The 21,634-nt window shown below is 41.1% G+C and carries 23 protein-coding genes; 9 read left to right on the top strand and 14 right to left on the bottom strand.

Going from position 1 to position 21,634, the window contains the following annotated elements; genetic code table 11:
* Positions 1 to 4 precede the first annotated feature (4 nt).
* The 5 genes from NSQ11_RS03625 to rfbF are packed head-to-tail and all read right to left on the bottom strand — an operon-like array spanning position 5 to position 4,786.
* Entirely contained in the window at positions 5 to 934 is a 930-nt protein-coding gene (locus tag NSQ11_RS03625) for a putative nucleotide-diphospho-sugar transferase (RefSeq protein ID WP_019743932.1), read from the bottom strand.
* The gene (locus tag NSQ11_RS03620; RefSeq protein WP_236810277.1) at positions 935 to 2,125 is read right to left on the bottom strand and encodes a glycosyltransferase family 2 protein; all 1,191 of its coding nucleotides are present in this window, start codon (positions 2,123 to 2,125) and stop codon (positions 935 to 937) included. It abuts the gene before it with no gap.
* Positions 2,122 to 3,033: a putative nucleotide-diphospho-sugar transferase gene (locus tag NSQ11_RS03615; RefSeq protein ID WP_076822813.1), complete on the bottom strand. Its 912-nt coding sequence runs from the start codon at positions 3,031 to 3,033 to the stop codon at positions 2,122 to 2,124. Before NSQ11_RS03615 ends, NSQ11_RS03620 begins: the two co-directional genes overlap by 4 nt.
* 12 nt (positions 3,034 to 3,045) lie before the next feature.
* Positions 3,046 to 4,017, bottom strand: coding sequence for a GDP-mannose 4,6-dehydratase (locus NSQ11_RS03610; protein ID WP_025092661.1), 972 nt, complete (start codon positions 4,015 to 4,017; stop codon positions 3,046 to 3,048).
* Between the two features lie 4 nt (positions 4,018 to 4,021).
* Positions 4,022 to 4,786 carry a glucose-1-phosphate cytidylyltransferase gene (gene rfbF, locus NSQ11_RS03605; protein WP_017360424.1) on the bottom strand — a complete coding sequence of 255 codons (765 nt, stop codon included), beginning with the start codon at positions 4,784 to 4,786 and terminating at the stop codon, positions 4,022 to 4,024.
* A gap of 354 nt (positions 4,787 to 5,140) precedes the next feature.
* Between rfbF and NSQ11_RS03600 the strand changes: the two genes are divergently transcribed.
* Complete coding sequence (locus NSQ11_RS03600; RefSeq protein WP_008344201.1) at positions 5,141 to 5,290, top strand: DUF1540 domain-containing protein; 150 nt, start codon at positions 5,141 to 5,143, stop codon at positions 5,288 to 5,290.
* Between the two features lie 200 nt (positions 5,291 to 5,490).
* A complete protein-coding gene (locus tag NSQ11_RS03595) occupies positions 5,491 to 6,570 on the top strand; it encodes a DUF3900 domain-containing protein (RefSeq protein ID WP_076822811.1) in 1,080 nt (359 codons plus the stop codon).
* A gap of 63 nt (positions 6,571 to 6,633) precedes the next feature.
* On the opposite strand, the gene NSQ11_RS03590 is transcribed toward NSQ11_RS03595, so the two are convergent.
* Positions 6,634 to 7,833, bottom strand: a complete 1,200-nt coding sequence (locus NSQ11_RS03590; RefSeq protein ID WP_206116043.1) for an MFS transporter — start codon at positions 7,831 to 7,833, stop codon at positions 6,634 to 6,636.
* Between the two features lie 103 nt (positions 7,834 to 7,936).
* Here NSQ11_RS03590 and NSQ11_RS03585 point away from each other — a divergent pair, with 103 nt between their 5' ends.
* Complete coding sequence (locus tag NSQ11_RS03585) at positions 7,937 to 8,845, top strand: LysR family transcriptional regulator (RefSeq protein ID WP_025206891.1); 909 nt, start codon at positions 7,937 to 7,939, stop codon at positions 8,843 to 8,845.
* Between the two features lie 32 nt (positions 8,846 to 8,877).
* Here NSQ11_RS03585 and NSQ11_RS03580 read toward each other — a convergent pair whose 3' ends face one another.
* Positions 8,878 to 9,357: a YbaK/EbsC family protein gene (locus tag NSQ11_RS03580; protein WP_025206890.1), complete on the bottom strand. Its 480-nt coding sequence runs from the start codon at positions 9,355 to 9,357 to the stop codon at positions 8,878 to 8,880.
* A gap of 146 nt (positions 9,358 to 9,503) precedes the next feature.
* On the opposite strand from NSQ11_RS03580, the gene NSQ11_RS03575 reads away from it, so the two are divergent.
* The gene (locus NSQ11_RS03575; protein ID WP_025206889.1) at positions 9,504 to 10,706 is read left to right on the top strand and encodes an MFS transporter; all 1,203 of its coding nucleotides are present in this window, start codon (positions 9,504 to 9,506) and stop codon (positions 10,704 to 10,706) included.
* 13 nt (positions 10,707 to 10,719) lie between these two features.
* Here NSQ11_RS03575 and NSQ11_RS03570 read toward each other — a convergent pair whose 3' ends face one another.
* Positions 10,720 to 11,451, bottom strand: coding sequence for a MurR/RpiR family transcriptional regulator (locus NSQ11_RS03570; RefSeq protein WP_342501267.1), 732 nt, complete (start codon positions 11,449 to 11,451; stop codon positions 10,720 to 10,722).
* A gap of 204 nt (positions 11,452 to 11,655) precedes the next feature.
* Between NSQ11_RS03570 and NSQ11_RS03565 the strand changes: the two genes are divergently transcribed.
* Positions 11,656 to 12,984 (top strand): 6-phospho-beta-glucosidase, encoded by a 1,329-nt coding sequence (locus NSQ11_RS03565; protein ID WP_017360431.1) that lies wholly within the window; start codon positions 11,656 to 11,658, stop codon positions 12,982 to 12,984.
* Positions 12,985 to 13,018: 34 nt separating this feature from the next.
* Here NSQ11_RS03565 and NSQ11_RS03560 read toward each other — a convergent pair whose 3' ends face one another.
* Positions 13,019 to 13,162 (bottom strand): DUF3885 domain-containing protein, encoded by a 144-nt coding sequence (locus NSQ11_RS03560; protein ID WP_335357835.1) that lies wholly within the window; start codon positions 13,160 to 13,162, stop codon positions 13,019 to 13,021.
* Between the two features lie 169 nt (positions 13,163 to 13,331).
* Between NSQ11_RS03560 and NSQ11_RS03555 the strand changes: the two genes are divergently transcribed.
* Positions 13,332 to 13,532 carry a hypothetical protein gene (locus tag NSQ11_RS03555; RefSeq protein ID WP_041093156.1) on the top strand — a complete coding sequence of 67 codons (201 nt, stop codon included), beginning with the start codon at positions 13,332 to 13,334 and terminating at the stop codon, positions 13,530 to 13,532.
* On the opposite strand, the gene NSQ11_RS03550 is transcribed toward NSQ11_RS03555, so the two are convergent.
* Positions 13,523 to 14,458, bottom strand: coding sequence for an NAD(P)/FAD-dependent oxidoreductase (locus tag NSQ11_RS03550; protein WP_335357834.1), 936 nt, complete (start codon positions 14,456 to 14,458; stop codon positions 13,523 to 13,525). The genes NSQ11_RS03555 and NSQ11_RS03550 overlap by 10 nt on opposite strands.
* 65 nt (positions 14,459 to 14,523) lie before the next feature.
* The gene (locus NSQ11_RS03545; RefSeq protein WP_035703585.1) at positions 14,524 to 14,961 is read right to left on the bottom strand and encodes an Rrf2 family transcriptional regulator; all 438 of its coding nucleotides are present in this window, start codon (positions 14,959 to 14,961) and stop codon (positions 14,524 to 14,526) included.
* Positions 14,962 to 15,142: 181 nt separating this feature from the next.
* Between NSQ11_RS03545 and NSQ11_RS03540 the strand changes: the two genes are divergently transcribed.
* Positions 15,143 to 15,514: a hypothetical protein gene (locus tag NSQ11_RS03540; RefSeq protein ID WP_007496834.1), complete on the top strand. Its 372-nt coding sequence runs from the start codon at positions 15,143 to 15,145 to the stop codon at positions 15,512 to 15,514.
* A gap of 53 nt (positions 15,515 to 15,567) precedes the next feature.
* On the opposite strand, the gene NSQ11_RS03535 is transcribed toward NSQ11_RS03540, so the two are convergent.
* The gene (locus NSQ11_RS03535) at positions 15,568 to 16,422 is read right to left on the bottom strand and encodes an SMI1/KNR4 family protein (RefSeq protein ID WP_241511790.1); all 855 of its coding nucleotides are present in this window, start codon (positions 16,420 to 16,422) and stop codon (positions 15,568 to 15,570) included.
* A 106-nt stretch (positions 16,423 to 16,528) separates the two neighbouring features.
* Complete coding sequence (locus tag NSQ11_RS03530) at positions 16,529 to 17,503, bottom strand: tRNA-dihydrouridine synthase (protein ID WP_035703581.1); 975 nt, start codon at positions 17,501 to 17,503, stop codon at positions 16,529 to 16,531.
* 542 nt (positions 17,504 to 18,045) lie between these two features.
* Here NSQ11_RS03530 and NSQ11_RS03525 point away from each other — a divergent pair.
* Positions 18,046 to 19,587 carry a T7SS effector LXG polymorphic toxin gene (locus NSQ11_RS03525; RefSeq protein WP_342501266.1) on the top strand — a complete coding sequence of 514 codons (1,542 nt, stop codon included), beginning with the start codon at positions 18,046 to 18,048 and terminating at the stop codon, positions 19,585 to 19,587.
* A 25-nt stretch (positions 19,588 to 19,612) separates the two neighbouring features.
* Positions 19,613 to 19,948 (top strand): hypothetical protein, encoded by a 336-nt coding sequence (locus tag NSQ11_RS03520; protein WP_057078357.1) that lies wholly within the window; start codon positions 19,613 to 19,615, stop codon positions 19,946 to 19,948.
* Positions 19,949 to 20,246: 298 nt separating this feature from the next.
* On the opposite strand, the gene rlmD is transcribed toward NSQ11_RS03520, so the two are convergent.
* Positions 20,247 to 21,620 (bottom strand): 23S rRNA (uracil(1939)-C(5))-methyltransferase RlmD, encoded by a 1,374-nt coding sequence (rlmD, locus tag NSQ11_RS03515; protein ID WP_048002048.1) that lies wholly within the window; start codon positions 21,618 to 21,620, stop codon positions 20,247 to 20,249.
* Positions 21,621 to 21,634: the final 14 nt, after the last annotated feature.

The following is a 21,634-nucleotide window of genomic DNA, read 5'->3' as shown; positions in this document are numbered from 1 at the left end:
TTTTTCATATCTCATAAAAATGTGTGTCGGGAACATGTTTCTTCGCAATAAATCCTTGCTGAAAATCAGGAAAGATTTCCTGCACCTGTTTGATTTTTTTGTGAACCAAATCCGCATACGGAATATACAAGTGATTCACCAGCTTTTGTTCTGTCATATAGTAATACCAATTCAGATTAAAGTTCTTTTCATCAATGATCGTAAAGGCAGAAAAATGATAGAACAGCAGTGGACATTCGTCGAGATACATATCTCCTTTCACAACGGAGAGCTTATAGTTTTCAATATTCCAAATCGCTGCATTGGCACCTTTAGATGCCACCACATGGACACCCTCAAAATCATCGACCCATCTTTCAACATACCGCTGATCACCATATGTCTTTTTTTCCGTATCCATTTCTACTGTACAGTGCGCAATGCAGTTCTCTTTCCACTGCGTCACAGCCCGTTTGGCCACATCTGTGTTTCGACAGCCTACAAAGCCAGTATTAAAACGTCCGGATAATTCATAAAAGTGATAGAATCGCTTGGAATTCATATGATCTGTCAAAAATACATGAGCGAGTGGATTTTCTGCAAATATCGCCTCTGGATCATGATAAAAATACAAATCCGTATCCAAATGAGCGAGATAATCTGCATCAGAGGACTCAAGAATTTTGAGTAGAAACGCAGGCTTAAGCGTCCAGCAATACTCGTGGAACGTACGATCCGCCTTTGCTTTTCGCAGCGAATCATCTTCCACATCTTCAAGCTGTTCATATTGGACATGTGGATGAGGAAACTGACTTAACACCTTGTAAGCCAAAGGATCAGCACATAAGACAGAAAGTTTGTATGATTGAGCCGTCTGCTCAAGTGAATGAATCAGCGCCAGTAGCTTAAATACATGGGTATTGGACACAATGGTTGTGAAATGATAGGATGCCATCTACAACACATCCACTTGGAACAAGTCAACATGCAGCAGCTCTTTTGTGAGCCCTTGAATAGCTTCTGCCAGCACCGTGCATCCATGTTCCTGCTTGGCACGTTGGACCGCCTCTGACAGCTTTTTCAAAGGGAAATGCTTTGCCGTCAGCACGTCCTTTTGATCACGTTTAATGCCCACATTCCGCTCTGTGATCATATGAAGCAGCTCCAAAAAATAAGCGAGCAGATCATCATATGCTTCATTCTTACGCAGCTGGCGAATGTCTTTCACGATATCATTTGTCACGGTATGAGAAAATGGTCCAGAGAAAGCCAGATGAACATCAATCGAATCAATATTGTTGTACTTCTCGCACATATACAAAATGTTATATTTGATGTCATCGAATGACGTTAAATTACTTGGATGTTCCTGATGCACACTTAAAATATCCTCACGCAACTCAAATGAGAGGCCAAGCTGATGCAGACGAATGCCTAAATCATAATCCTCAAACCCGTATCGAACGATTTTTTCATCAAACATCCCTAGTTCCATGACATGCTTTCGCTTGACGGAAGAGTTATTTGTGATAAAAAATCGCCACGGCAATTGATAAGAACTTAAATCATAGTCGTACGTGTTTAAAATGTCTTTCAGAATATCAATAAATTCGGACTGCAAGTCGAAGCTTCTCTCTAGAAATGCTCCGTTTTTTATTTCCTCCATCGACACAAGAGACGTTTTGTCTTTCATTTTCCGCTGATACAGCCCTTGTTTTTTTAATCGTTTCACATGATCTTTATCAAAACCGGTGTAAAAATAACGGTAGATTCGCTTCCAGCATACACCGCAAATGACACGGTCCTCATGATCAGCATGTGCCTCTGCGTGCTTTTGAATAAATTGGGGCTCTGCCAGCATATCGCTGTCATGGAATATTAAGAGGTCTCCCTCTGCCTCACGAATGGCATGATTGCGCCCCTTGGCAATTCCTTGATTGACAGGAATACGCACCTTTTTGAATGGAAAGTTCACCTCAATGTTTTCGAGCATTTCCATCGTGCCGTCCGTTGACCCATTATCAGCAACAATGACCTCAAATGGAATATCGGTTTCCTGAAGCGTTAAGGAAAAGAGGCTCCCTTCTAAACGCTCTTTCGCATTATAACTCGGAATAATGACGCTGACCTTCGGCTTTTCATTCATGCGCCATCCTCCTCCAGTTTGGCATAGCCGTTAAACATCGGATTGACTTGTTCTACCGATTCAATCACATGACGCAGCACTTCCCGATAGGCCTCTTGGAAAAATGGCAAATCATCTCTTCCTTTTTCATGGATTTGCTGCATGTCATCTTTGCTTAAGATCCGAAAACCACTGAAATGATAGCAAATGAGTGGGCTTCCATCCTCAAGCAAAATACGTCCATTCTCTTCCTGATAAGAATGCTGGCCATAATTCCAGTGACCAATATTCACACCCTTTGTTTGAATATCTTCTACTTTTTCAAACAGCACCGGCATATGATCCAAATACCCTTGATCCCCAAATTTCCCTTCTCCAGGCGCATTTTTGCATTCTTTTAGACATTCTTCTTTCCACCAGCTCAGGCACTTCCGGCCGGCTTCATCTCCTTTAAAATGCAGGAATCCTGAATTATAGCGCCCTAAAAGTTTCTGAAGCATCTTCACTTCCTCTGGATCAAAGCTTGGAATGACAATATCCCCTCTTGATAGAAGCACAGAGGCATCAGGCTGGTTTTGAAAAATCACTTGTGGACGCTCATAAAAGAACAAATCCGCATCTAGATACGTCACTTCCTCCGCCTGGTCCTGCTTAAATAGCCACTCAATCCAAATCGGTTTTAATGTCCAGCAATATTCCGAATCATTTCGTTCCTTTTTGATCTCTAGAAGCTCAGGCGTTTCAAGCTCACGCACATGAACAAGATCGACATGTGGGAAATTCATTTGATGAAGCAAATCAAATGCAGCATCATCCATACATAACGTCTTGATGACAGCATCATCTTCTACTTGCTTCAACGATAAGAAAAACGCAATGGCTTGATAAAGTCTTCCACTTGATAGAACCGTACAATATATGCTGTTCATCTGTATACACCTCTATTTTTGAAAGAATTCGCGATACCATTCAATTGTCTTTTCTAACCCTTCATCAATGGAGTAATCAGGCTTCCAATCAAGCAGCTTTCTCGCCTTTTCTGCTGATAAATATTGATGCTTAATCTCATGCGTTCCTTGATTCAAAATACGAGGTTTTAGTTCACTGCCCATCGCCTTTAAGATTTTATCAACGAGCTCAAGCACGGTCAGCTGAATTTCATTACTAAAGTTAAATGCTTCTCCTGCAAGCCCTTTTTCCTCCATTTTTTCAGCTAGCAGTAAATAAGCCTTGACCGCATCTTCAATATAGAAATAATCACGGATAAAGGTTCCGTCACTTCTAATTTCTGGCGCCTTTCCCTCTAACACAAGCTGGATGGTTTGCGGAATGATTCGGTTAAAATTCAAATCCCCGCCTCCATATAAATTACCGCAGCGCGTAATACAAACCGGAAGACCATATGTGTTGTAGTACGTGTGAGAAATTAAATCTGCACAGCTTTTTGACACATCATATGGATGCTTGCCGTTAAGCGGCATGTCTTCATCATAAGGAAGCTGCTCTTGATCCCCGTATGCTTTATCACTCGATGCCACAATCACTCGTTTGATAAGCGGCTGCCTTCTGCATGCCTCCAGCACATTCCATGTTCCTAAAATATTGGCTTCAAATGTAGAGACCGGGTGACGATTTGCGACCCCAACAATCGCTTGGGCGGCCAAATGAAAGACCGTATCAATCTCATATTCTCCTAACGCACGTTCTATCGTTTGCATGTCCTCAAGTGCGCCTTGGACGACATTCATCTTTTCAAATTGACTGCCTTGATATAAGTTCGATCTTGGCACCTGATCACGTACAAGCCCTGTTACGTTTGCTCCTTGATCTATCAATTCCTTGACGAGGTAACTCCCTAACAATCCCGTACACCCAGTCACAAATACGTTTTTCCCATTCCAAAATCCGCTCATGCTGTCACCAAACCTTCCATGGTTGTTTTCCTTCAGTCCACATGCCGTTGATTTCTTTCAAGTTTTTATACGTATCAATTGCTGTCCAAAATCCGTGGTGCTCATAAACTGCTAGCTCTCCATCATTCGCCAAGTTCTGAAGAGGCTCTGCTTCAAAGACGCACTGATCATCATCTGTTAAATAATCAAAAACCTTTGGAGACAACACAAAAAATCCTCCATTGATCATCCCGATACTGTCTGTCTTCTCAGAGAAGGATTGTGCCATCCCGTTATACACCTTCAGCGTGCCGTACTGTGATGTCTTTTCAATTCCTGTGACAGTGGCAGCTGCTCCAAGTTCTTGATGGCGCTTGAGCAAATGAAACATATTGATATTGGCAAGTCCGTCACCGTACGTCATCATAAATGTCTCATCACCAATATAATCCTGTACCTGCTTTAACCGCCCGCCTGTCATCGTATTCTCACCCGTATCTAAAAAGGTGATTTTCCAATTCTCCGAATTCCCTAAAAGCTTCATTTCTCCTGTCGACATATCCAGCTGCATGCTGTGATGCCGCCAGTCGTAGTTGAGAAAATACTCTTTGATTTTCTCTCCTTTATATCCAAGCAATAAGATAAACTCGTCTACACCGTAATACTGATAGATTTTCATAATATGCCATAGAATAGGCCGATCTCCGATCATAGCAAGTGGTTTAGGAAGCGCTTGTGTGACCTCACTCATTCTCGTTCCCTTTCCTCCGCAGAGAATGACTGCTTTCATCTTCTCCCCTCATCTCTCTATGAAAATTTTTGATTGAAAACCCTATCTTCATGCGGAAAATCAGTACATGTACCCTTATACTTTGTCCGACATCAGGTTTTGAATCTACTCTATTCATATGTCGGAATAAGAGAGGGTGCCACCTAGCATTTAACTATTTTTACAAACAAAAAAGAGCGAGATTTGCATTCTCGCTCTTTCAAAGTTTAAATTGTATATTTTCAGGGTAGATGGTATGATAAACATGTGCATATACAGCACAAACAGCCTCTTTCGATAAAGAGACTACTAGATTGAATGAACTCAAGTGGCAGCTTGCTTCATTCTGAATATGAATCACGGAGGTGAATTCCCATGGCACAAAATGTACTTTGTGAAGTGAACTCTTGCCGTTTTTGGGCTGACAACAGCTGTACAGCTTCTACCATTAAAATTGGTAAAAGCACTATGACTGACGTGACTCGCAATGCTGAAACGGATTGCGAAACATTTGAAACAAAATAATACATGATTTTCTGAGATGAAGGAACTGGCAGGTTCCTTCTTTTCTTTTATCATTCTATCAAGAATGATAATTATTATCAAGCGTTTTTCACTAAACATTTCTCGGGAAATAATGACACGAAATTTCTCCATTCGTTGACGATTTTCACTCCTTTTTCTATACTCAACATATCCGAAGAAGAAAAAGTGGTGACCAATCAGTGGATTTTACGATACGTTTCCTATCATTCTATGTGGTTGAAGTAGAAGGCAAAGAGGAACAAGCAAATAAACGGTTTAAACATTACCAAACATTAGACCAAGAGGAATTTGAACAAAGTGAGCTGAAAGACTTTCTAGACGGTGAGCTTAAAAAAATCGTCAAACGAAAAGTGGACAGACACCCTAAGTCTGAGCAAGTACCGACTAAAATCGGCCGATTTATTGTCGAACCCGGCCATGAACTCGATTCAAATCCAAACTACAATTTATTTCATCAGACGAGATTTGCAGATACAAAAGAAGTATTTAACGAATGCAGTGAACAGTTTGTTCGCACCTATTTAGATACAAGTGCTGTCAGAGGCGGCGTGTTTTTGGTTGCATCTGCGGTTCCTAAAAAGTATTTCGATGACTCTTTTGTCTTTATCATGAAATGCGATTTTGAACAGAAAGTCGCTTCTATTGCTGATACATCTACCTTGATCAAAAAAGTAGAAATGGCGATTACAACAAAAAACATGAAATCGATTCAATACCCGTTTATGCCAGAAGAGGGCATGACTGAGGAAGCCGAAGTGAAAATTCACCAATCCTCACACGCTCGTTATTTTGAAGACTTTCTGAAATTCGTCGAATACGGAGAATCAATGCCTGAAATCATGAAATCACAGGTCATGAATATGGTTCAGGAACACGTATTTGAAACATTACAGGATGAAAGTGAAGAATTAAAACAATTTGAAGAGGACCTTGAAATATGGGAAGCAAGTGAAAAGCGGGAGATTAGGGAGCGCCTCGATACAGAACAGGTCACACTAGCGGCTTCACATATTGTGGAACAAACCCCTGATATCACGATGAAGATGCGTCTAGGCGAAACAGAAATTAAAGGGCTTTTAGCCGACTTCGGCCACTCGATTCATATCGCAAAGGTCAACAATCGATATGTCGTGCTCGTTGAAGCAGATCAAATTGTATTTGAAAAAGGAAGCACACCCGTTGAATTCCATAAACCCAATGGCTTGAAAGAGGTCGTCAGCCAACTCACGCAAAAAGCCTATGATTCAGACTTAGAATAAGAGAATATGACTGCCTCCTGCGATCAGCTGCATGAGGCAGTTTTTTATATAACGCTTTATTTTTTACACTGCACTAGAAGAAACATGCTGCCCGCTTCTTATCCACATGCTGACGAGCATTAAGCTTATGATAAGCATCAGCCAAAAGACGCTGTTTGTTCCGAAAAACTGGATCAACGTATACCCACACAAAGGTCCTAAAGCAGCCCCCATATCTTGAACAAAAGAATAGCTGGCGAGAAAGCGGTTCTTATCTGTTTGAGCAGAAGCTTTTTGAAAGGCAAGTGTATCGGTGAACGTTGTGACTATTGTTGCCATTAGTTGAATCAAAAGCAGCATCAATAGGAACCAGCCGCTTACCTTCAGCATGATCCCAAGAAAACTGAGCCCTCCAAAAGAAAGAAACATCCAGCATAACATTCGTTCCTTCATCACAAGACGATCAAACCATTTGCCCGTTCTCGGTGCGAGAAATGGTTCCCATCCCCACCTGAGTGCTTGAATAACACCGCTTAAAGCCGAAGCTCCGATGACAAAGCCAAACAAAGTCAATTCATCTTGGTCAATCTTTGCTTCAATGACATGACTCAGGGTGGATGCGAATAAACCTTGGATGATCAGTGCGATCAGCATGCCTGTTATCAGTACTTTTACCACATCTCGTGTCAACCACTTCTGTTTGATGCCATGATACACCTGCGTGCCTTCTCTCTTTTCAATTTCATCCAACGATACATAAAAAATGCAGCCCATTAATGTGAGTAAGCCAAAGACAAGCGTCATGGACTGAAAACCGATCAAGCTGGCAAGGATTCCACCAAATAACATGCCAAATAAACTGCCAAGCCGGTAAAGCCCATTATAAAGACCCGTCAAATGTCCTTGTGAGCCTTCGTCCATTTCAGCCAAGACCCTCATCCCACTCATACGGAGTAACGTCCAAGCGAGACCCCATGCACAGCGGCAAATCAATAGCAGCCAAAATCCACTCATACCATATAATATCGTGGTCACTGACGCGATCAATATTGCGATCAGTACACCGGTCTTCATTGGAATATATCGATAAAGCCACCATACGACAGGTGCTAGCGGGATACGAATGAATCGGTTGATAGACAGCAGTAACCCCACCTCCCAAATGGATGATAAACCAATCTCTTTCCAATAGACCGGGAGAACAATATAGAGCATTGAATCCCCAATAAGGGCAAATGCTGTGATGAGTGCAATTGACACCACTTGCTTTTGACGACGATCCATTTTTTCTTCCCCCTTCGCTACCTTTACGATAAGGGATACCTTATAATAAATCTAATGAATGTTTTTGATTGAATCATCAAAATAATTGATAGGCGGTGCAAAGATGAATTTACATGCCCTCCGTATTTTTGCAAAGGTAGCCGAAACAAAAAGTGTCACACAAACGGCAGACGTGCTGTCTTTGACGCAGCCGGCTGTGACAGCACAATTACGAAGCATTGAACGAGAGATCGGCTTTCGTCTTTTCAAACGAAACGGCCGGGGGATTACCCTGACGGAGATGGGGAAGATCCTGTATCCATATGCCCGGCAAGTATTCGAGGCGGAAAAAGAAGTAGAATATCAGATTACTCTTCTGCAAAACGGAAAAAAAGGAAGACTCAGAATTGCTTCTACCTACGTACCACTTAACTTTTTACTGCCTGATTGGCTTGCCTCTTTTAAAACAGCATCGCCACAGACAGATATTGAATTAAAAAGCGGAAACTCCGCTCAAGTGATCGAAAGCCTGCTTCAATATCAATCAGATGTGGCGATCGCCGTAATAGAGGATCTGCACCACGAAGATCTTCACACCTCTCACTTAACTGATTTAAGTTATGACTTTATCGTGCCTGTGGATCATCCGTTAAATGGACAAACCGTCCCCCTAGAACGCCTAAGCCACGAACCCTTTTTAATGCGAGAAGAAGGCAGTTCGACGAGAGACAAGCTTTTTTCCCTTTTTACCGCTAAAGGAATTAAAAAACCGACCGTTGATTTACAATTCAGTGGTGTCCACGAAGCCATTCAAATGATCAAAGCTGGCTATGGCATCACCCTTGTTCCTCGTGACGCTGTTCAGCGAAGCTTAGAACGTGGAGAGATTGGGCGCGTGTATATCGAAGGAATTGACATTATCAGACCTGTTGTGGTCTGCAAACGGGCGAATGACCTTGAGGAAAATAGGACGGTGAATGCTTTTCTGCAAATGAAAGACATCGGACCCTTTATAGCACCTGCCTCCAATTAAAAAAGTGCCTGCTTCAAAAACAGGCACTTTTTCTACTCGGATGGCTGAACAAGATCAAATGGGACCGCTTTTGAGGCTATCACTAATTGTTCTGGTGTGATGAGGATTTCATTTCCCCATTCTCCCGCTCCAACGCCTAATATCTCTTCTTCTAATAGCGATGCTTCGATAATCGTGCGGAACCCTTCAGGCTGCCAACAAAATGGCGGAATCGAGCCAATCCGATAGCCCGTCACTTCAAGCACTGTGTCTGGTGAAGCCATTTTGATATTGCGAGAGCCTGCGGCTTTCTTTAGTTTCCCTGATTTGATGTGCTGGTCAGCACCCACCATTACAAGCAGCTGCTCCCCTTCCCCTGTTTCAAAGATCAATGTCTTGATCATTTGTCTTTCTCTAAAACCAAGAGCAGCCGCTACATTCGCTGCGCCCTTCTCTGTGTCGGCAGAAAATGTTTTGATGTCATACGGGATGCCATACTTGTCCAAAAAGTCATGTGCTGGTAATTTTTTCAATGGATTGAACCCCTTTCCTTACGATGTTCTTTCATTTAGCTTATCACAATCCTCTCATCCTTAAGATGTATTTTTCAATGGAAAACCTCTGCACACTTCGCCAACATGCTATACTGAACTTGTTTTTGAAAAGGAGTCGGTTGGATATGGGAAATAAGTTTTGGTTTTATACAGGCAGTAAAAGCCTTCTCATGCTAAGTGATATTCTATTTTTGATGACAGTCACATTGGTTATTTATCAAGATACACAATCTGTCGCCTATGCGGCTGTATTTCCGCTCATAAGAACACTATGTCAGCTATTGGCTGGGCTCCTCTCTCCTGTTTTGACAGAACTCTTTCAAGCCAAGCGTCTATTGAAATGGGTCCCTCTTTTACGTATTGGAATGCTCGTCGTATTCACGACCCAATTTGATTTCTTTCAGCAGCACCTGATCTGGCTGTTTAGTGCGTTCGTTTTGATTTCCATCACAGGCGGGTTCATTAGTCCTTTATTGCAAGCCATCATGCCGATGCTTGTATCAGCAAATCAGCTTGTGAAAGCGAACAGTACAGCCTCCGTTTTTTATCAATCTGTTCAAATCGCCGGCTATTCGTTTACTGGAATGCTCGTCCTGTTGATTGGTCCATTTTATTTAATGTGGGCCTCTTGTTTCATGATTGTGTTGTCCTATCTATTGATCATCCCTGTTTTTCCTCTACTCAAGCAAGAAGACACGGTTCAAAAAGAAAATAAAATGAACGGGTTCAAGGATGGCTGGAAGATCATTTGGACAAACAAAACGGTTCGCATCCTGACTTTCATGGATGTTAGTGAAAATATTGCAGGTGCTTTGTGGGTCGGACCGGTTACGCTTGCCTTTGTCACACTTGTTTTAAATGAAGGTGCGGAATGGTGGGGATATATCAATGCCGCATATTATATAGGTGCCATTATAGGCGGACTCATGGCCGCATGGCTAAGTCAGTTTATTCAAAAACAACTTCTCCTCTTTATGGCAGCGGGCTCTTTTATTTATGCAGTGCTGACGATCCTATTTTCGCTAAACAGCCTGCCATGGCTTGCATTGCTGCTCTGTATTTTAATGGGGCCTGCCTATCAAATTCGGGATGTTTCGCAGCAAACCATCCTCCAAACGGAAACGCCAGTCCATGAGTTATCAAAGGTGTATTCGGCTCAATACGTTCTCTCTTCTATGTCTGTCAGTTTATCTATTTTCTTTGTTGGATTAATTGCGGATACATTCGGAGCGAGATTTGTGTATTTGTTAGGCGGACTGTTTGTACTCATCTGCTCAAGCATTGCCATCACCACTTTCATGATGCAGAAAAAAAGAGCCGCTGTTTAAGGCAGCGACTCTTTTACTTTTCTTTTAACATCGCAAACATGTCACGCGCCATTGCTTCTAGGATATAGACAACGGGTGTCTGTGTAGTAATGTTGGCTCTATGGACTCGTTCGTCTGTGACGTAATAAGCAATATTCAAGTCAGAAATACGAGAAATTGTACAGTGCTGATTGTTTGTAATACTAATGATCGTGCTGCCTTCTCTTTTAAGTTTCGAAATATGATCAATCGTAATACTGTTCTCTCCTGATACCGACAGCACAATGGTGACACTATTGTCTAAATACTGCATATTCATCGGGAAAAACGGATCGTTGATGTAAAACGAAAATTTCTCAAGACTTGAAAAGTACCTCGCCCCATACTGCGCCAAAATGCCAGAACTACCAGTTCCGATAAACAGCACATTTTTTGCCTCGGCAATCAGCCTTGCTGCCTCTTTAATTTTCTCATCAAAGTCTCCTTTCAGTGTTCGTTCAATAAATTCATACAGAAAATGCTGCGTGCTTTTCAAAGAAGGTGTTTGCTCTGATTCTAAATACATTTTGAGCTTGACTTTAAACTCTGAAAAGCCTTCACAATTCGCTTTACGGCAAAAGCGAAGAACAGACGAGGTGGAAATATGAGCCGCATCTGCCAAATCACGAATTCTCATATAGACGACTTTTTCACTGTTTTCCATAATGTATCGGTATAAAGCGCTTTCTAGTTCATTAAAGCTGGAAATGACCTCACTTGAAAACATCTGACTTCCCCTTTCTCCAACAACATGGCACAATGTGTTTCTTTTATGTAACAAATCTCTAAATAGGGCACCCTTGCCTAAAGACGCTGAAACCGTTTACGCACAAGGTACTCTCACGATAAGCTATAGATGTACAAACAAATGATAAAAGATTGATTCACTCTATTATAACATTGTGCGTTACATTATTCGGAGGTGCAGAACATGGCAAAAGGATTAAAGGTTGTCACAATCGGCGGAGGATCAAGCTATACACCGGAGCTAGTCGAAGGATTCATTAAACGGTACGATGAATTTCCAATTAGCGAACTTTGGCTCGTCGATATCGAAGCAGGTAAAGAAAAGCTTGAGATCGTCGGAAATCTTGCAAAACGCATGGTGAAAAAAGCGGGACTTCCAATCGAGGTTCATTTAACTTTAGATCGCCGGAAAGCACTGGTAGACGCTGATTTCGTCACAACACAATTCCGCGTCGGATTACTGGAAGCACGTATGAAGGATGAACGCATTCCTTTAAAATATGATGTCATTGGTCAAGAAACAAACGGTCCAGGCGGTCTATTCAAGGGTCTGCGTACCATCCCTGTCATTCTTGAGATTGTGAAAGATATTGAAGAATTATGCCCAGATGCTTGGCTTGTGAATTTCACCAATCCAGCTGGTATGGTCACAGAAGCCGTACTTCGCTATTCAAACCATCGCAAAGTCGTTGGCTTATGTAACGTACCAATCGGCATTCGCATGGGCATCGCCAAAGGACTTGATGTCGACGCAAGCAGAGTCGAAGTCAGCTTTGCTGGATTAAACCATATGGTCTTTGGACTGAACGTGTTCTTAGATGGCAAAAGCATCATGGATCAAGTGATCGAAGACATGGCAGATCCAAATTCCACCATGTCCATGAACAACATTCAAGCGATTCCGTGGGATGCAGATTTCTTAAAAGGGCTTGGTGTGATTCCTTGTCCGTACCACCGCTACTACTACAAAACAAGTGATATGTTGGCTGAAGAAAAGAAAGCAGCAGAGAATGAAGGAACTCGTGCAGAAGTCGTTCGTGCACTAGAAAATGACCTGTTCGAGCTTTACAAAGATCCTGATCTTGATATTAAGCCGCCACAGCTTGAAAAACGAGGCGGTGCTTATTACAGTGATGCAGCATGTAACTTAATCGCATCCATTTATAACGACAAGCATGACATTCAGCCTGTAAACACAATCAACAATGGCGCCATCAGTGACATTCCAAATGATTCTGCCGTTGAACTGAACTGTGTCATCACAAAAGACGGCCCAAAACCAATCGCTGTTGGTGAAATGCCGGTTGCTGTCAAAGGACTTATTTCTCAAATTAAATCCTTTGAACGTGTAGCCGCTGAAGCAGCCGTGACAGGCGACTACAACACAGCACTTGTCGCCATGACCATCAATCCGCTCGTCCCATCAGATGCCATTGCAAAAAGCATCCTAGATGAAATGCTAGAAGCACACAAAGACTACTTACCACAGTTTTTCAATAAAGTAGAAGCATAAAAAGAAGCCGCACTTGTGAAAAGTGCGGTTTTTCTTATTTCCCGGCAAACAACCGATCCATCTGAGCACGGTCATAGTCTAATAGCCAGTGCTGTAAACCTTCATAAACTGGACGCAGATGTTCTGGATCTGCCGCAATAAGATCACAGCCTCGATCATCATATAAGTGGAAAATCATCTGTTTTGAGGTTCAGGAAAATGACTTTTAAAAAAACGATTGGTTTGATCGCTCATCTCATGTCCTTCCATTGGTTTTATTTCTTATTTTACCGTTGAAACTGATGGAAATTCAATTGGAAATAAACTGTCATTTCTCATATGATAGAAAGAGATGGAAATGTGACCAATTGAAAAAATGGTTTTTACAAGTGTTCCTCACCGCATTGATCACGATGTGGATACAGACTGGACTTGATCAGGCGAACATCATTCATATCACCAATGTATGGGTCGATGTCAGCAGCTGGATCCTAATCTTCTTTGTCATCTACGCACTTTTTGAATGGGCTGCTCACGTCTTAGCAAAACGGAAAATCGCTCATCGCTGAACATCTCTTTTTACAGAGATGTTTTTTGTTTGAAACTCTTCCTGCACAAGTTCATGAATCACGCCCATTCCTGCCTGACTTCCGGCTGCTGCTGCAAGAACAAGCTGAGCAGGCCCGCCTAAATTATCACCACATGCAAAAATACCGCTGACGGTTGTACGCCCAAGAATATCTGTTTCAATGCCCCCATTTTTCGTCATTTGACAGCCTAGTTTTTCAGCAAAAGGGGTTGACTGCTTGAAATCACTTGCGACAAATCCGCCTTCTCTTATCACTATCTCTCCATTTGCAAGCTGAAGAGAGCGTAACTGACCATTGTCATGATGGATCGCTACAATTGGTACATCAATAACTTGAATAGAATGTGCTGATAACAGTGCTTTCTCCTCTTCAGCTAACACTTGCTGTCCATTTGTAAACACAATCAAATCCTTTGTCCAATTGGAAAGAAGTTTCGCCATATGCAAAGCACGCTGGTTCTCTGCAATCAGGGCAAGTGGCTTGTCCTTCAGCTCCCAGCCATCGCAGAAAGGACAGCTAAACAACGTCTTTCCATACACATCATGAATCCCGTTGATCTTTGGCAATATATCCTGAAGTCCAGTTGCCAAAATGATTTTTTTCGCTTCGAATCTTTCTCCTTCTTGTGTCAGTAACGCGAAGTTGTCCTCATGATTTTGTATCTCCACAATTCTGCTTCGTTTGATTTGGATATTGGGGTAGTTTTGGAGATCCGCTTCTCCTGCTTGTCTGATCTCAAACGGTGTCATTCCATCGTTTGTAATAAATCCATGTGATTCCTGAGTCACTCGATTTCTTGGCATCTCATCATCGAATACCATGACCTGTTTTCTGCCCCGCCCCACAACAAGAGCTGCATTTAATCCGGCTGGCCCGCCTCCAATAATGGCACAATCTAATAACATATAAATCTCTCCTTTTTATCCAAGACTTTAAAGACTCTTAATATCTATAATTTACTCAAAAAAAATCACATCTTGAAAAATGGATTTTTTTCTGTCTGCTCTATTTGGCTTGCAATATCAACTAACCGCTTTTGACTTAACGTCTCCTGCATTTTCATTTCAACATCCTGCATGACTTGTTCAATCAAACAGCCATCGTGAGGCATGAAAGAATCATGTGCTAAGGAACAACGAAATAAATGGGTTTGTCCTTCTACCGCCTGAATGACGTCTAAAAACGAAATGTCCTCTTTCTTTTTCAGAATGGTGTAACCGCCTTTTGCGCCAGGTGTTGATTCAATCAATCCCGCCTTCACAAGCTTTGTTAAAATTTTGGATAAATAGGTAGGTGAAAGATCCTGCATCTTGGCGAGAGGCTCAACGCCTATTGCTTTCCCCTTTGGTGCAAGGGTTAAAAATACCATCGTATGCAGCGCATAGTTGGTCGCTTTAGAATATTTCATAGAAACATTCCTTTCTATCTATTGTAGACCTTTTATATCTGTAATTGATCATAAAAGATTCGAGAAGAAAAAGCAAGTATTGTGGATCTGCTTCTTTTTTCATTCCACATTTCGCATTTCCTTCCGATAATAGAAGTAAGCACGAATAAAAGCTTGATGAAGACTAGAAGGAGTGAAAAAAATGTCAGATCAACAGCACAATGCAGCACACGAAGAAGAAGAGGAATTTAACGTATACGACATGCTTCCACCCGCAGGAACAATCATTGGCGAAGCAACAGAAGAAGAAATGGAAGCTGCGGCAGCATTAGAAGTGAGACATTACGCCTTTATGCGTCTGCAAGACTCGTACATTCAATTTGATGGATCTTCTTATAAAGAATTGCTTAAAGACTTTCAAGAACTAGAATTTGATTCTGCAAAGTTTTGGAGAGCCATCGCACGACGCCTGCAAGTCCCATACGAATGGCCAATCCGAATCGACCATGCAAACGGTCCTATTTATATTGGTGAAACAGAAGATAGCCGTGATGTTGAGGAGAGTGCAGAGTAAGGACATGGTGACCCCCTTTTGGTGAGGGGGTCTATTTTAAAAATAATAGATACTTATTCCTCTAAATCAAATTCCAATGCGATTGATATATTAAAGGCAATGTGGGGCATTTCATCTATTTCTGATTGACTCAAATGCTTCGCAAAACGACGTGCATGCTCGACAACATCAGCATGCTGCTTAATCATTTCGTCATTCATTATAAAGATCGTATTGATTGCCCAGCCAACAGTCGTTAACATTTCTTCGTCCTGAAGGGTATCCATATATGTTTCTACTTCAGAAAAAATCCACTTAACATCATCTATTTGTTCCACTTGAAAATTCGCGATTTTTGAAAGCTGTTCAGGGTCTTTAGTTAAGAATATGTCTTTCACTTCTTCTTTTGATAATGGCGGATTCTGCTTTTCATATTCAGCCTGCCACTCTTCATCTGACATCCCATCTTCTTCGCTATCTTCTGCGGTATAATGCCCTGCAATCAGTTCATCAAACGAATCCGCTAATTTGAAATCCGTCTCATATTCTAGATCAAAGTAATGAATCGGCGGATGCTCCTTTGTTTCTCTATAATCCAAAGCGATCCACGTATGACCATCCCCACAAATAAGCACAAGCCCCTCAGGCAATTCCCATTCTTCTATTAAATAATCACTATCCATAATACCTTCGCCTTTGGCAATTCCTCTTAAATGATCAAATGACACATGATCCTCTGCCCATCCATTCGGCTGGTCTGTTGGAAAAGCATTATGCAAGGTATAACCGCCATTTTGTTCGAGGATAAGCTTCTTATATGTATCAGGCAAGATGACGCCTAGTTTCTTTTCTGCTTTTGCAATGCCTTTTTCATTGATTTTCTTAAATGTCTCTTCACTTTCTCTGTCTGTATCCCAAAATGGTTTCAAATAAAATACCTCCAATTGTTATTTCTATCTCATTTTACCATTCGAGAGAACTAGTTTAATAGTCCTATTCATAAAAAAAGAGAAGGGTTACCCCTCCTCTTTTTGATTATGATTGTTCCTGATTTCTCGCCTCAAATTCATCCAACATCTCACGCACTTCATCTGTTGACGATGTATTCATTAATTGATTTCTTAAGAAACTCGCTCCTCTGAACCCTTTCACATAAATCTTAAAGAAACGATGCAACGCCTTAAATGGACGCAAGCCTAATGAGGAATATTGATCATGAAGATCAAGATGCAATCTTAAAAGACCAAGCAATTCATCACTCGTATGCTCCTTCGGCTCTTTTTCAAAAGCAAATGGGTTATGAAAAATCCCACGTCCAATCATCACTCCGTCCACTCCATACTGCTCAGCGAGCTTTAAGCCCGTTTGACGATCAGGAATATCACCATTGATCGTCAAAAGCGTATCAGGTGCTATTTCATCACGTAGTTTTTTAATTTCAGGAATGAGCTCCCAATGCGCATCTACTTGGCTCATTTCCTTTCTTGTACGAAGATGAATCGATAAATTCACAATGTCTTGCTCCAAAATGTGTCTGAGCCAACTACGCCATTCATCGACCTCTGTAAACCCTAGTCTTGTTTTCACACTAACAGGTAATCCCCCTGCTTTTGCCGCTTGAATCAGCTCTGCCGCAACGTCTGGGCGAAGAATTAATCCACTACCCTTCCCGTTTTGCGTGACATTTGGGACAGGACAGCCCATATTAATATCAAGCCCCTGAAATCCTAACTCCGCCATTCCAATACTCATTTGTCTGAAGTTCTCAGGCTTATCTCCCCAAATATGAGCAACAATCGGCTGCTCATCCTCTGTAAATGTTAAACGGCCTTTCACACTTTGAATGCCATCAGGGTGGCAGTAGCTCTCACTGTTCGTAAACTCTGTGAAAAACACATCCGGTCTCGCCGCCTCACTCACAACATGACGAAACACAACATCTGTCACTTCTTCCATTGGTGCTAATATAAAGAATGGCCGTGGTAAATCACGCCAGAAATTTTTACTCATCTTTCATCCAATTCCTCTCATGACATAGCACCTAAAGGGCATGTCCTTCTATAAAATATCATTATATACTTTAGTAAGAAGCCAACGCAAACGTTCATTCTTGGTGTTAAAAACCTTATTATAACAGGCCTTGATCATAATCAACTATGACCAATAATTGCAAATCATTTTGCAGTTAAAAGTATTCTTTTGGGTAATATTATGTTTTTTTTATAAGCGACAATGCAAAAGAAGCGTAAAACAAACGTTAACAAAATACGATCAGCACTATATAAAATATCAAAAATTTCAGAAGGCGTAAACGTTGTTCAAAAAGGAAACTTTCGGGAATCGTGTTATACAACGTGCTGTCAATAAAGCACATGGCAAGCTTGTGAGAACGTACACCTTTTCAAACTGTTCCACTTGTTATTTGAACAACTAGTCTTTATCACCTAAGCAAATCGGTTCAACTTCATGAAATTAAGTATTTATTCCCCAATCATTCTCCGTATAATGGTAAAATCTCTATTGATTGCGACCAAGCATTAAAGGAGAATACCATGAAAACGTTAGATGTTAAAACTTTGCACCATGCAATTGATCAAACACTGACACAGTTAAAACAACAATCACTACATATCAAATCCCTTGAAAGCCAAATCAATCGAATCATTTCATTGGATGGCGCACTAAAGGGGGAAGCTGGAGAAGCGATTCGAGCGTTTTACTCAGAGTGCCATATCCCTTTCTTGCAATTCTTTCAAGTCACGATTGGAGAATACACCTCCGTACTCCAAAAGGTACAGAATGCACTTCATGCATTTGAATCAAATGAAAATGGCTTTATCTCACAAGCATTTCTCGAGCATGAGCTTGATCAAGGTTTAAAAAATGCCGAAACAGCTGTATCTGATATCATGTCAGATGTGAGCAGTGCCATCGGCAAAGTCAGCCATATTATTCATTTACCAATTGTGGACGAGTCTGCTTTTCAAGTCAGTTACCAAAAAGCCTGGATGAACATCTCAAAAACCATCGGTACGCTCCATGCCTTTGACAGAGAACAAGCCAGTGCTTTGAATGAAACCAAGAACTCCATACAAACAATGAAAGAATACATAGACACTCTAGGCACAATGTTCACTGGTGCAAAAATCGGGATCACCACCTATCAAAAAGGGTCCATTCTCAAAGATAAGGAAGACAAAAAGATCAGCAGTAACCTAAACGAATTGAATAAAAAAATAGACAATCCCGATGGAAATCCAATGGCGATCATGCTGAATAAGCTGAATGATAAAGAGCGATCGAATGTGGATACGGTTGTAAATAGGAAACCCTCTAATAAAATTAATCAAGGCGCCGTGTTCGTAAATGGAAAAGTATATAATACAGATGAAAAGATTGACTTCGCAAATGCCAAAATAGTTGACGTTATTCGAGATGGAATGCTCTATCGGTTACGAATAACGGACCAAAACAAAGTGAATATTGAGAGCATCACAAAGATTTCCGACTTAAAACAAACCCCAAAAATCTTAAATACAGCGGTTGAATTTACAGGAATAAATGATGCAATTCGAATCATAACAGGGAGAGACCCTGTATCAGGTGACAAAGTCGCTGACATGGACCGTCTAGTATCAAGCTTGTACATGATACCCGTAGCTAAAATCGCTAAAGTTGGAAAATACGTATTTAAAATCATGAAAGGAGAGAAAGTAGCCAAGAAGATTGTCAAAACACCTTCCTTCGGCAAACACTCCGTACCAAAAGGTCCGTATCGTGAAGTAAATGGGTTCCCGGCAAAAGTAAAACCAGGCGCTCAAGAGAAACATATTCCTGATGCACCTAACTATAAGCAAGAAGTTGCGAATGGTAAAACCAAGAGTATATTCTATGGAGACAATAAAAAGGCACAAGAATTACTAGATAAATTTGCAGGAAAAGGTGATATGTTCACTAAAAATAGAGAAAGAATAAATTTTGGTCAAGTAATAGGAAAATACTATGATCACAAATCCAAAACGTATCTAGAAACTACTAACGGATTGATACATTACGGAAAAGATGGAGCTCACATAGTACCAGCGAGACCATAAAAATCATTATCAGAAGGGGATATACATGGGATACGATTCATTAATTAGAACATTAATAGATTTTGAAAAAAGTGATATGATACTAGAATGGGAAAATGGTTTTAGAATTATCGGTAAACTAGATACTGTTTATGAAACAGACAATGGATTAGAAGATGACGATGTAAATTACACGGAATACCATGCTGCTGGATTTAAAGCGAATAAAATATTAGCTAATCCTACCAATAATTGTGGTATTGTTTATGAATGGCTGAAAGAAGGTAATGCTTTTACTGAAATTTCCCTTTATAACGATCCACCAACAGCAGTATATTTACCGGATGGTCAAAAAATATGGGAATTGGACAATGATAAATAACAGACGGATAACAAAAGAAAGCCCCTCTAATAAAGAAGAGCTTTCTTTTGTTTTAACTGAACATATTTCGTAAACTTTGTTTTATTTGAAGATACCTTTTTAAATCCAACGGCTATTTATCGTAATTCCTTTCGCATGCCCCTCGGCCAACAAATCAAGGAAATATTCTTATTTGATCAGCGCATCATCTCTTTTCGATCAATAAAAAGGTTTTCTGTCAAAATTTCTTGCATTTCCCGCGGTCTGCTGTTTTTTCTTTAATTTTGTTATAAATCGTAACTTGTACACTCTTAAACCCTTATTTATATAAAGACGCCACGCACTCCACATGACTCGTATGCGGAAACATATCCACCGGCTGCACTTCCTCCGTCACATACCCACCATCTTCAAGAATACGCAAATCACGAGCTAGCGTCCCTGGATTACAGGACACATACACAACACGGTTCGGTTTCATCTTTAAAATCGTATCAAGCAGTGCTTCATCACAGCCTTTTCTTGGCGGATCAACAACTAGCGTATCTGCTATGATGCCTTCTTTGTACCAGTTTGGGATGACGGTTTCTGCTTCGCCGACTGCGAATTCAACATTATTGATTCCGTTTAAGGCAGCGTTGCGTTTTGCATCTTCAATTGCTTCTGGGACAATTTCAACCCCATATACTCTGCCTGCTTTTTGTGCGAGAAATAAGGAAATCGTACCGATTCCGCAGTAGGCATCGATGACGGTTTCTTCTCCTTGCAGCTCGGCATATTCAAGGGCTTTGTCATAAAGCACCTTTGTTTGAGCTGGGTTCACTTGATAAAATGAGCGGGCTGAAATGGCAAATTTGATGTCGCCAATCGTATCATAAATGTATTCTTCGCCCCATAAAACGGTTGTTTCGTCTCCGAAAATGACATTTGTTTTCTTTGAATTCACGTTTTGTACAATTGACCGAACGTGTGGGAAGCGTGCTATAATCTGCTCAATCACCTGCTGCTTTTGCGGAAAATCAGCCGTTCTAGTAACAAACACAACCATCATTTCACCTGTTGCAATACCGTAGCGAACCATGACATGACGCAACCAGCCTTTATGACGTTCTTCGTTATATGCTTTGATACCGAACGCTTGGCATATTTCTTTGACAGCTTGAACGACTTCATCGTTTTCTGATTGCTGGATCAAACATTTTTCCATATCAATAATTTCATGGGTACGCTGCTGATAAAATCCAGCAACAAGTCCGCCTTCCCGTTCGCCAACTGGTACTTGTGCTTTGTTTCTGTAATTCCAAGGGTCTTCCATGCCGAGTACAGGATGAACTTTTACACGGCTCATATCAAGCTTGCCGATCCGCTCCAATACGTCCTTTACTTGTTTCTGTTTAAATTGCAGCTGACCTTCATAGCTCATGTGCTGGATTTGACAGCCACCGCACTGCTTGTAAATGGGACATGGCGCATCTTGCCTGTGCTGACTTTCCTTTGTCAGCTCCATGAGTCGTCCAAAAGCAAATCCTTTTTTGACACGTGTGACTTTGATTTTCCCTTGCTCGTCAGGAAGGGCATTCGGTACAAACACAGGGAAACCCTCAATTTTCGCTACACCTGCACCTTCGTGCGTTAAATCTTCGAAGGTTACATTGTAGTATTCATTCTTTTCAACAGGCGGTTTCATTTTCACCAATTTTATCACCT

This window comes from Bacillus sp. FSL W7-1582, from assembly GCF_038593325.1.
GTDB classification, from domain to species: Bacteria; Bacillota; Bacilli; order Bacillales; family Bacillaceae; genus Bacillus; species Bacillus altitudinis.
Note: the sequence above shows the minus strand (reverse complement) of the source record. Positions and strands in the feature narration are given on the sequence as shown.

What these genes read in the sequence shown, in the direction of transcription:
- NSQ11_RS03625 (WP_019743932.1), bottom strand. Translation starts at nt 934, where the DNA reads ATGGCATCCTATCATTTCACAACCATTGTGTCCAATACCCATGTATTT.
- NSQ11_RS03620 (WP_236810277.1), bottom strand. Translation starts at nt 2,125, where the DNA reads ATGAATGAAAAGCCGAAGGTCAGCGTCATTATTCCGAGTTATAATGCG.
- NSQ11_RS03615 (WP_076822813.1), bottom strand. Translation starts at nt 3,033, where the DNA reads ATGAACAGCATATATTGTACGGTTCTATCAAGTGGAAGACTTTATCAA.
- NSQ11_RS03610 (WP_025092661.1), bottom strand. Translation starts at nt 4,017, where the DNA reads ATGAGCGGATTTTGGAATGGGAAAAACGTATTTGTGACTGGGTGTACG.
- rfbF (WP_017360424.1), bottom strand. Translation starts at nt 4,786, where the DNA reads ATGAAAGCAGTCATTCTCTGCGGAGGAAAGGGAACGAGAATGAGTGAG.
- NSQ11_RS03600 (WP_008344201.1), top strand. Translation starts at nt 5,141, where the DNA reads ATGGCACAAAATGTACTTTGTGAAGTGAACTCTTGCCGTTTTTGGGCT.
- NSQ11_RS03590 (WP_206116043.1), bottom strand. Translation starts at nt 7,833, where the DNA reads ATGGATCGTCGTCAAAAGCAAGTGGTGTCAATTGCACTCATCACAGCA.
- NSQ11_RS03585 (WP_025206891.1), top strand. Translation starts at nt 7,937, where the DNA reads ATGAATTTACATGCCCTCCGTATTTTTGCAAAGGTAGCCGAAACAAAA.
- NSQ11_RS03575 (WP_025206889.1), top strand. Translation starts at nt 9,504, where the DNA reads ATGGGAAATAAGTTTTGGTTTTATACAGGCAGTAAAAGCCTTCTCATG.
- NSQ11_RS03570 (WP_342501267.1), bottom strand. Translation starts at nt 11,451, where the DNA reads ATGTTTTCAAGTGAGGTCATTTCCAGCTTTAATGAACTAGAAAGCGCT.
- NSQ11_RS03565 (WP_017360431.1), top strand. Translation starts at nt 11,656, where the DNA reads ATGGCAAAAGGATTAAAGGTTGTCACAATCGGCGGAGGATCAAGCTAT.
- NSQ11_RS03560 (WP_335357835.1), bottom strand. Translation starts at nt 13,162, where the DNA reads ATGATTTTCCACTTATATGATGATCGAGGCTGTGATCTTATTGCGGCA.
- NSQ11_RS03550 (WP_335357834.1), bottom strand. Translation starts at nt 14,458, where the DNA reads ATGTTATTAGATTGTGCCATTATTGGAGGCGGGCCAGCCGGATTAAAT.
- NSQ11_RS03545 (WP_035703585.1), bottom strand. Translation starts at nt 14,961, where the DNA reads ATGAAATATTCTAAAGCGACCAACTATGCGCTGCATACGATGGTATTT.
- NSQ11_RS03540 (WP_007496834.1), top strand. Translation starts at nt 15,143, where the DNA reads ATGTCAGATCAACAGCACAATGCAGCACACGAAGAAGAAGAGGAATTT.
- NSQ11_RS03530 (WP_035703581.1), bottom strand. Translation starts at nt 17,503, where the DNA reads ATGAGTAAAAATTTCTGGCGTGATTTACCACGGCCATTCTTTATATTA.
- NSQ11_RS03525 (WP_342501266.1), top strand. Translation starts at nt 18,046, where the DNA reads ATGAAAACGTTAGATGTTAAAACTTTGCACCATGCAATTGATCAAACA.
- NSQ11_RS03520 (WP_057078357.1), top strand. Translation starts at nt 19,613, where the DNA reads ATGGGATACGATTCATTAATTAGAACATTAATAGATTTTGAAAAAAGT.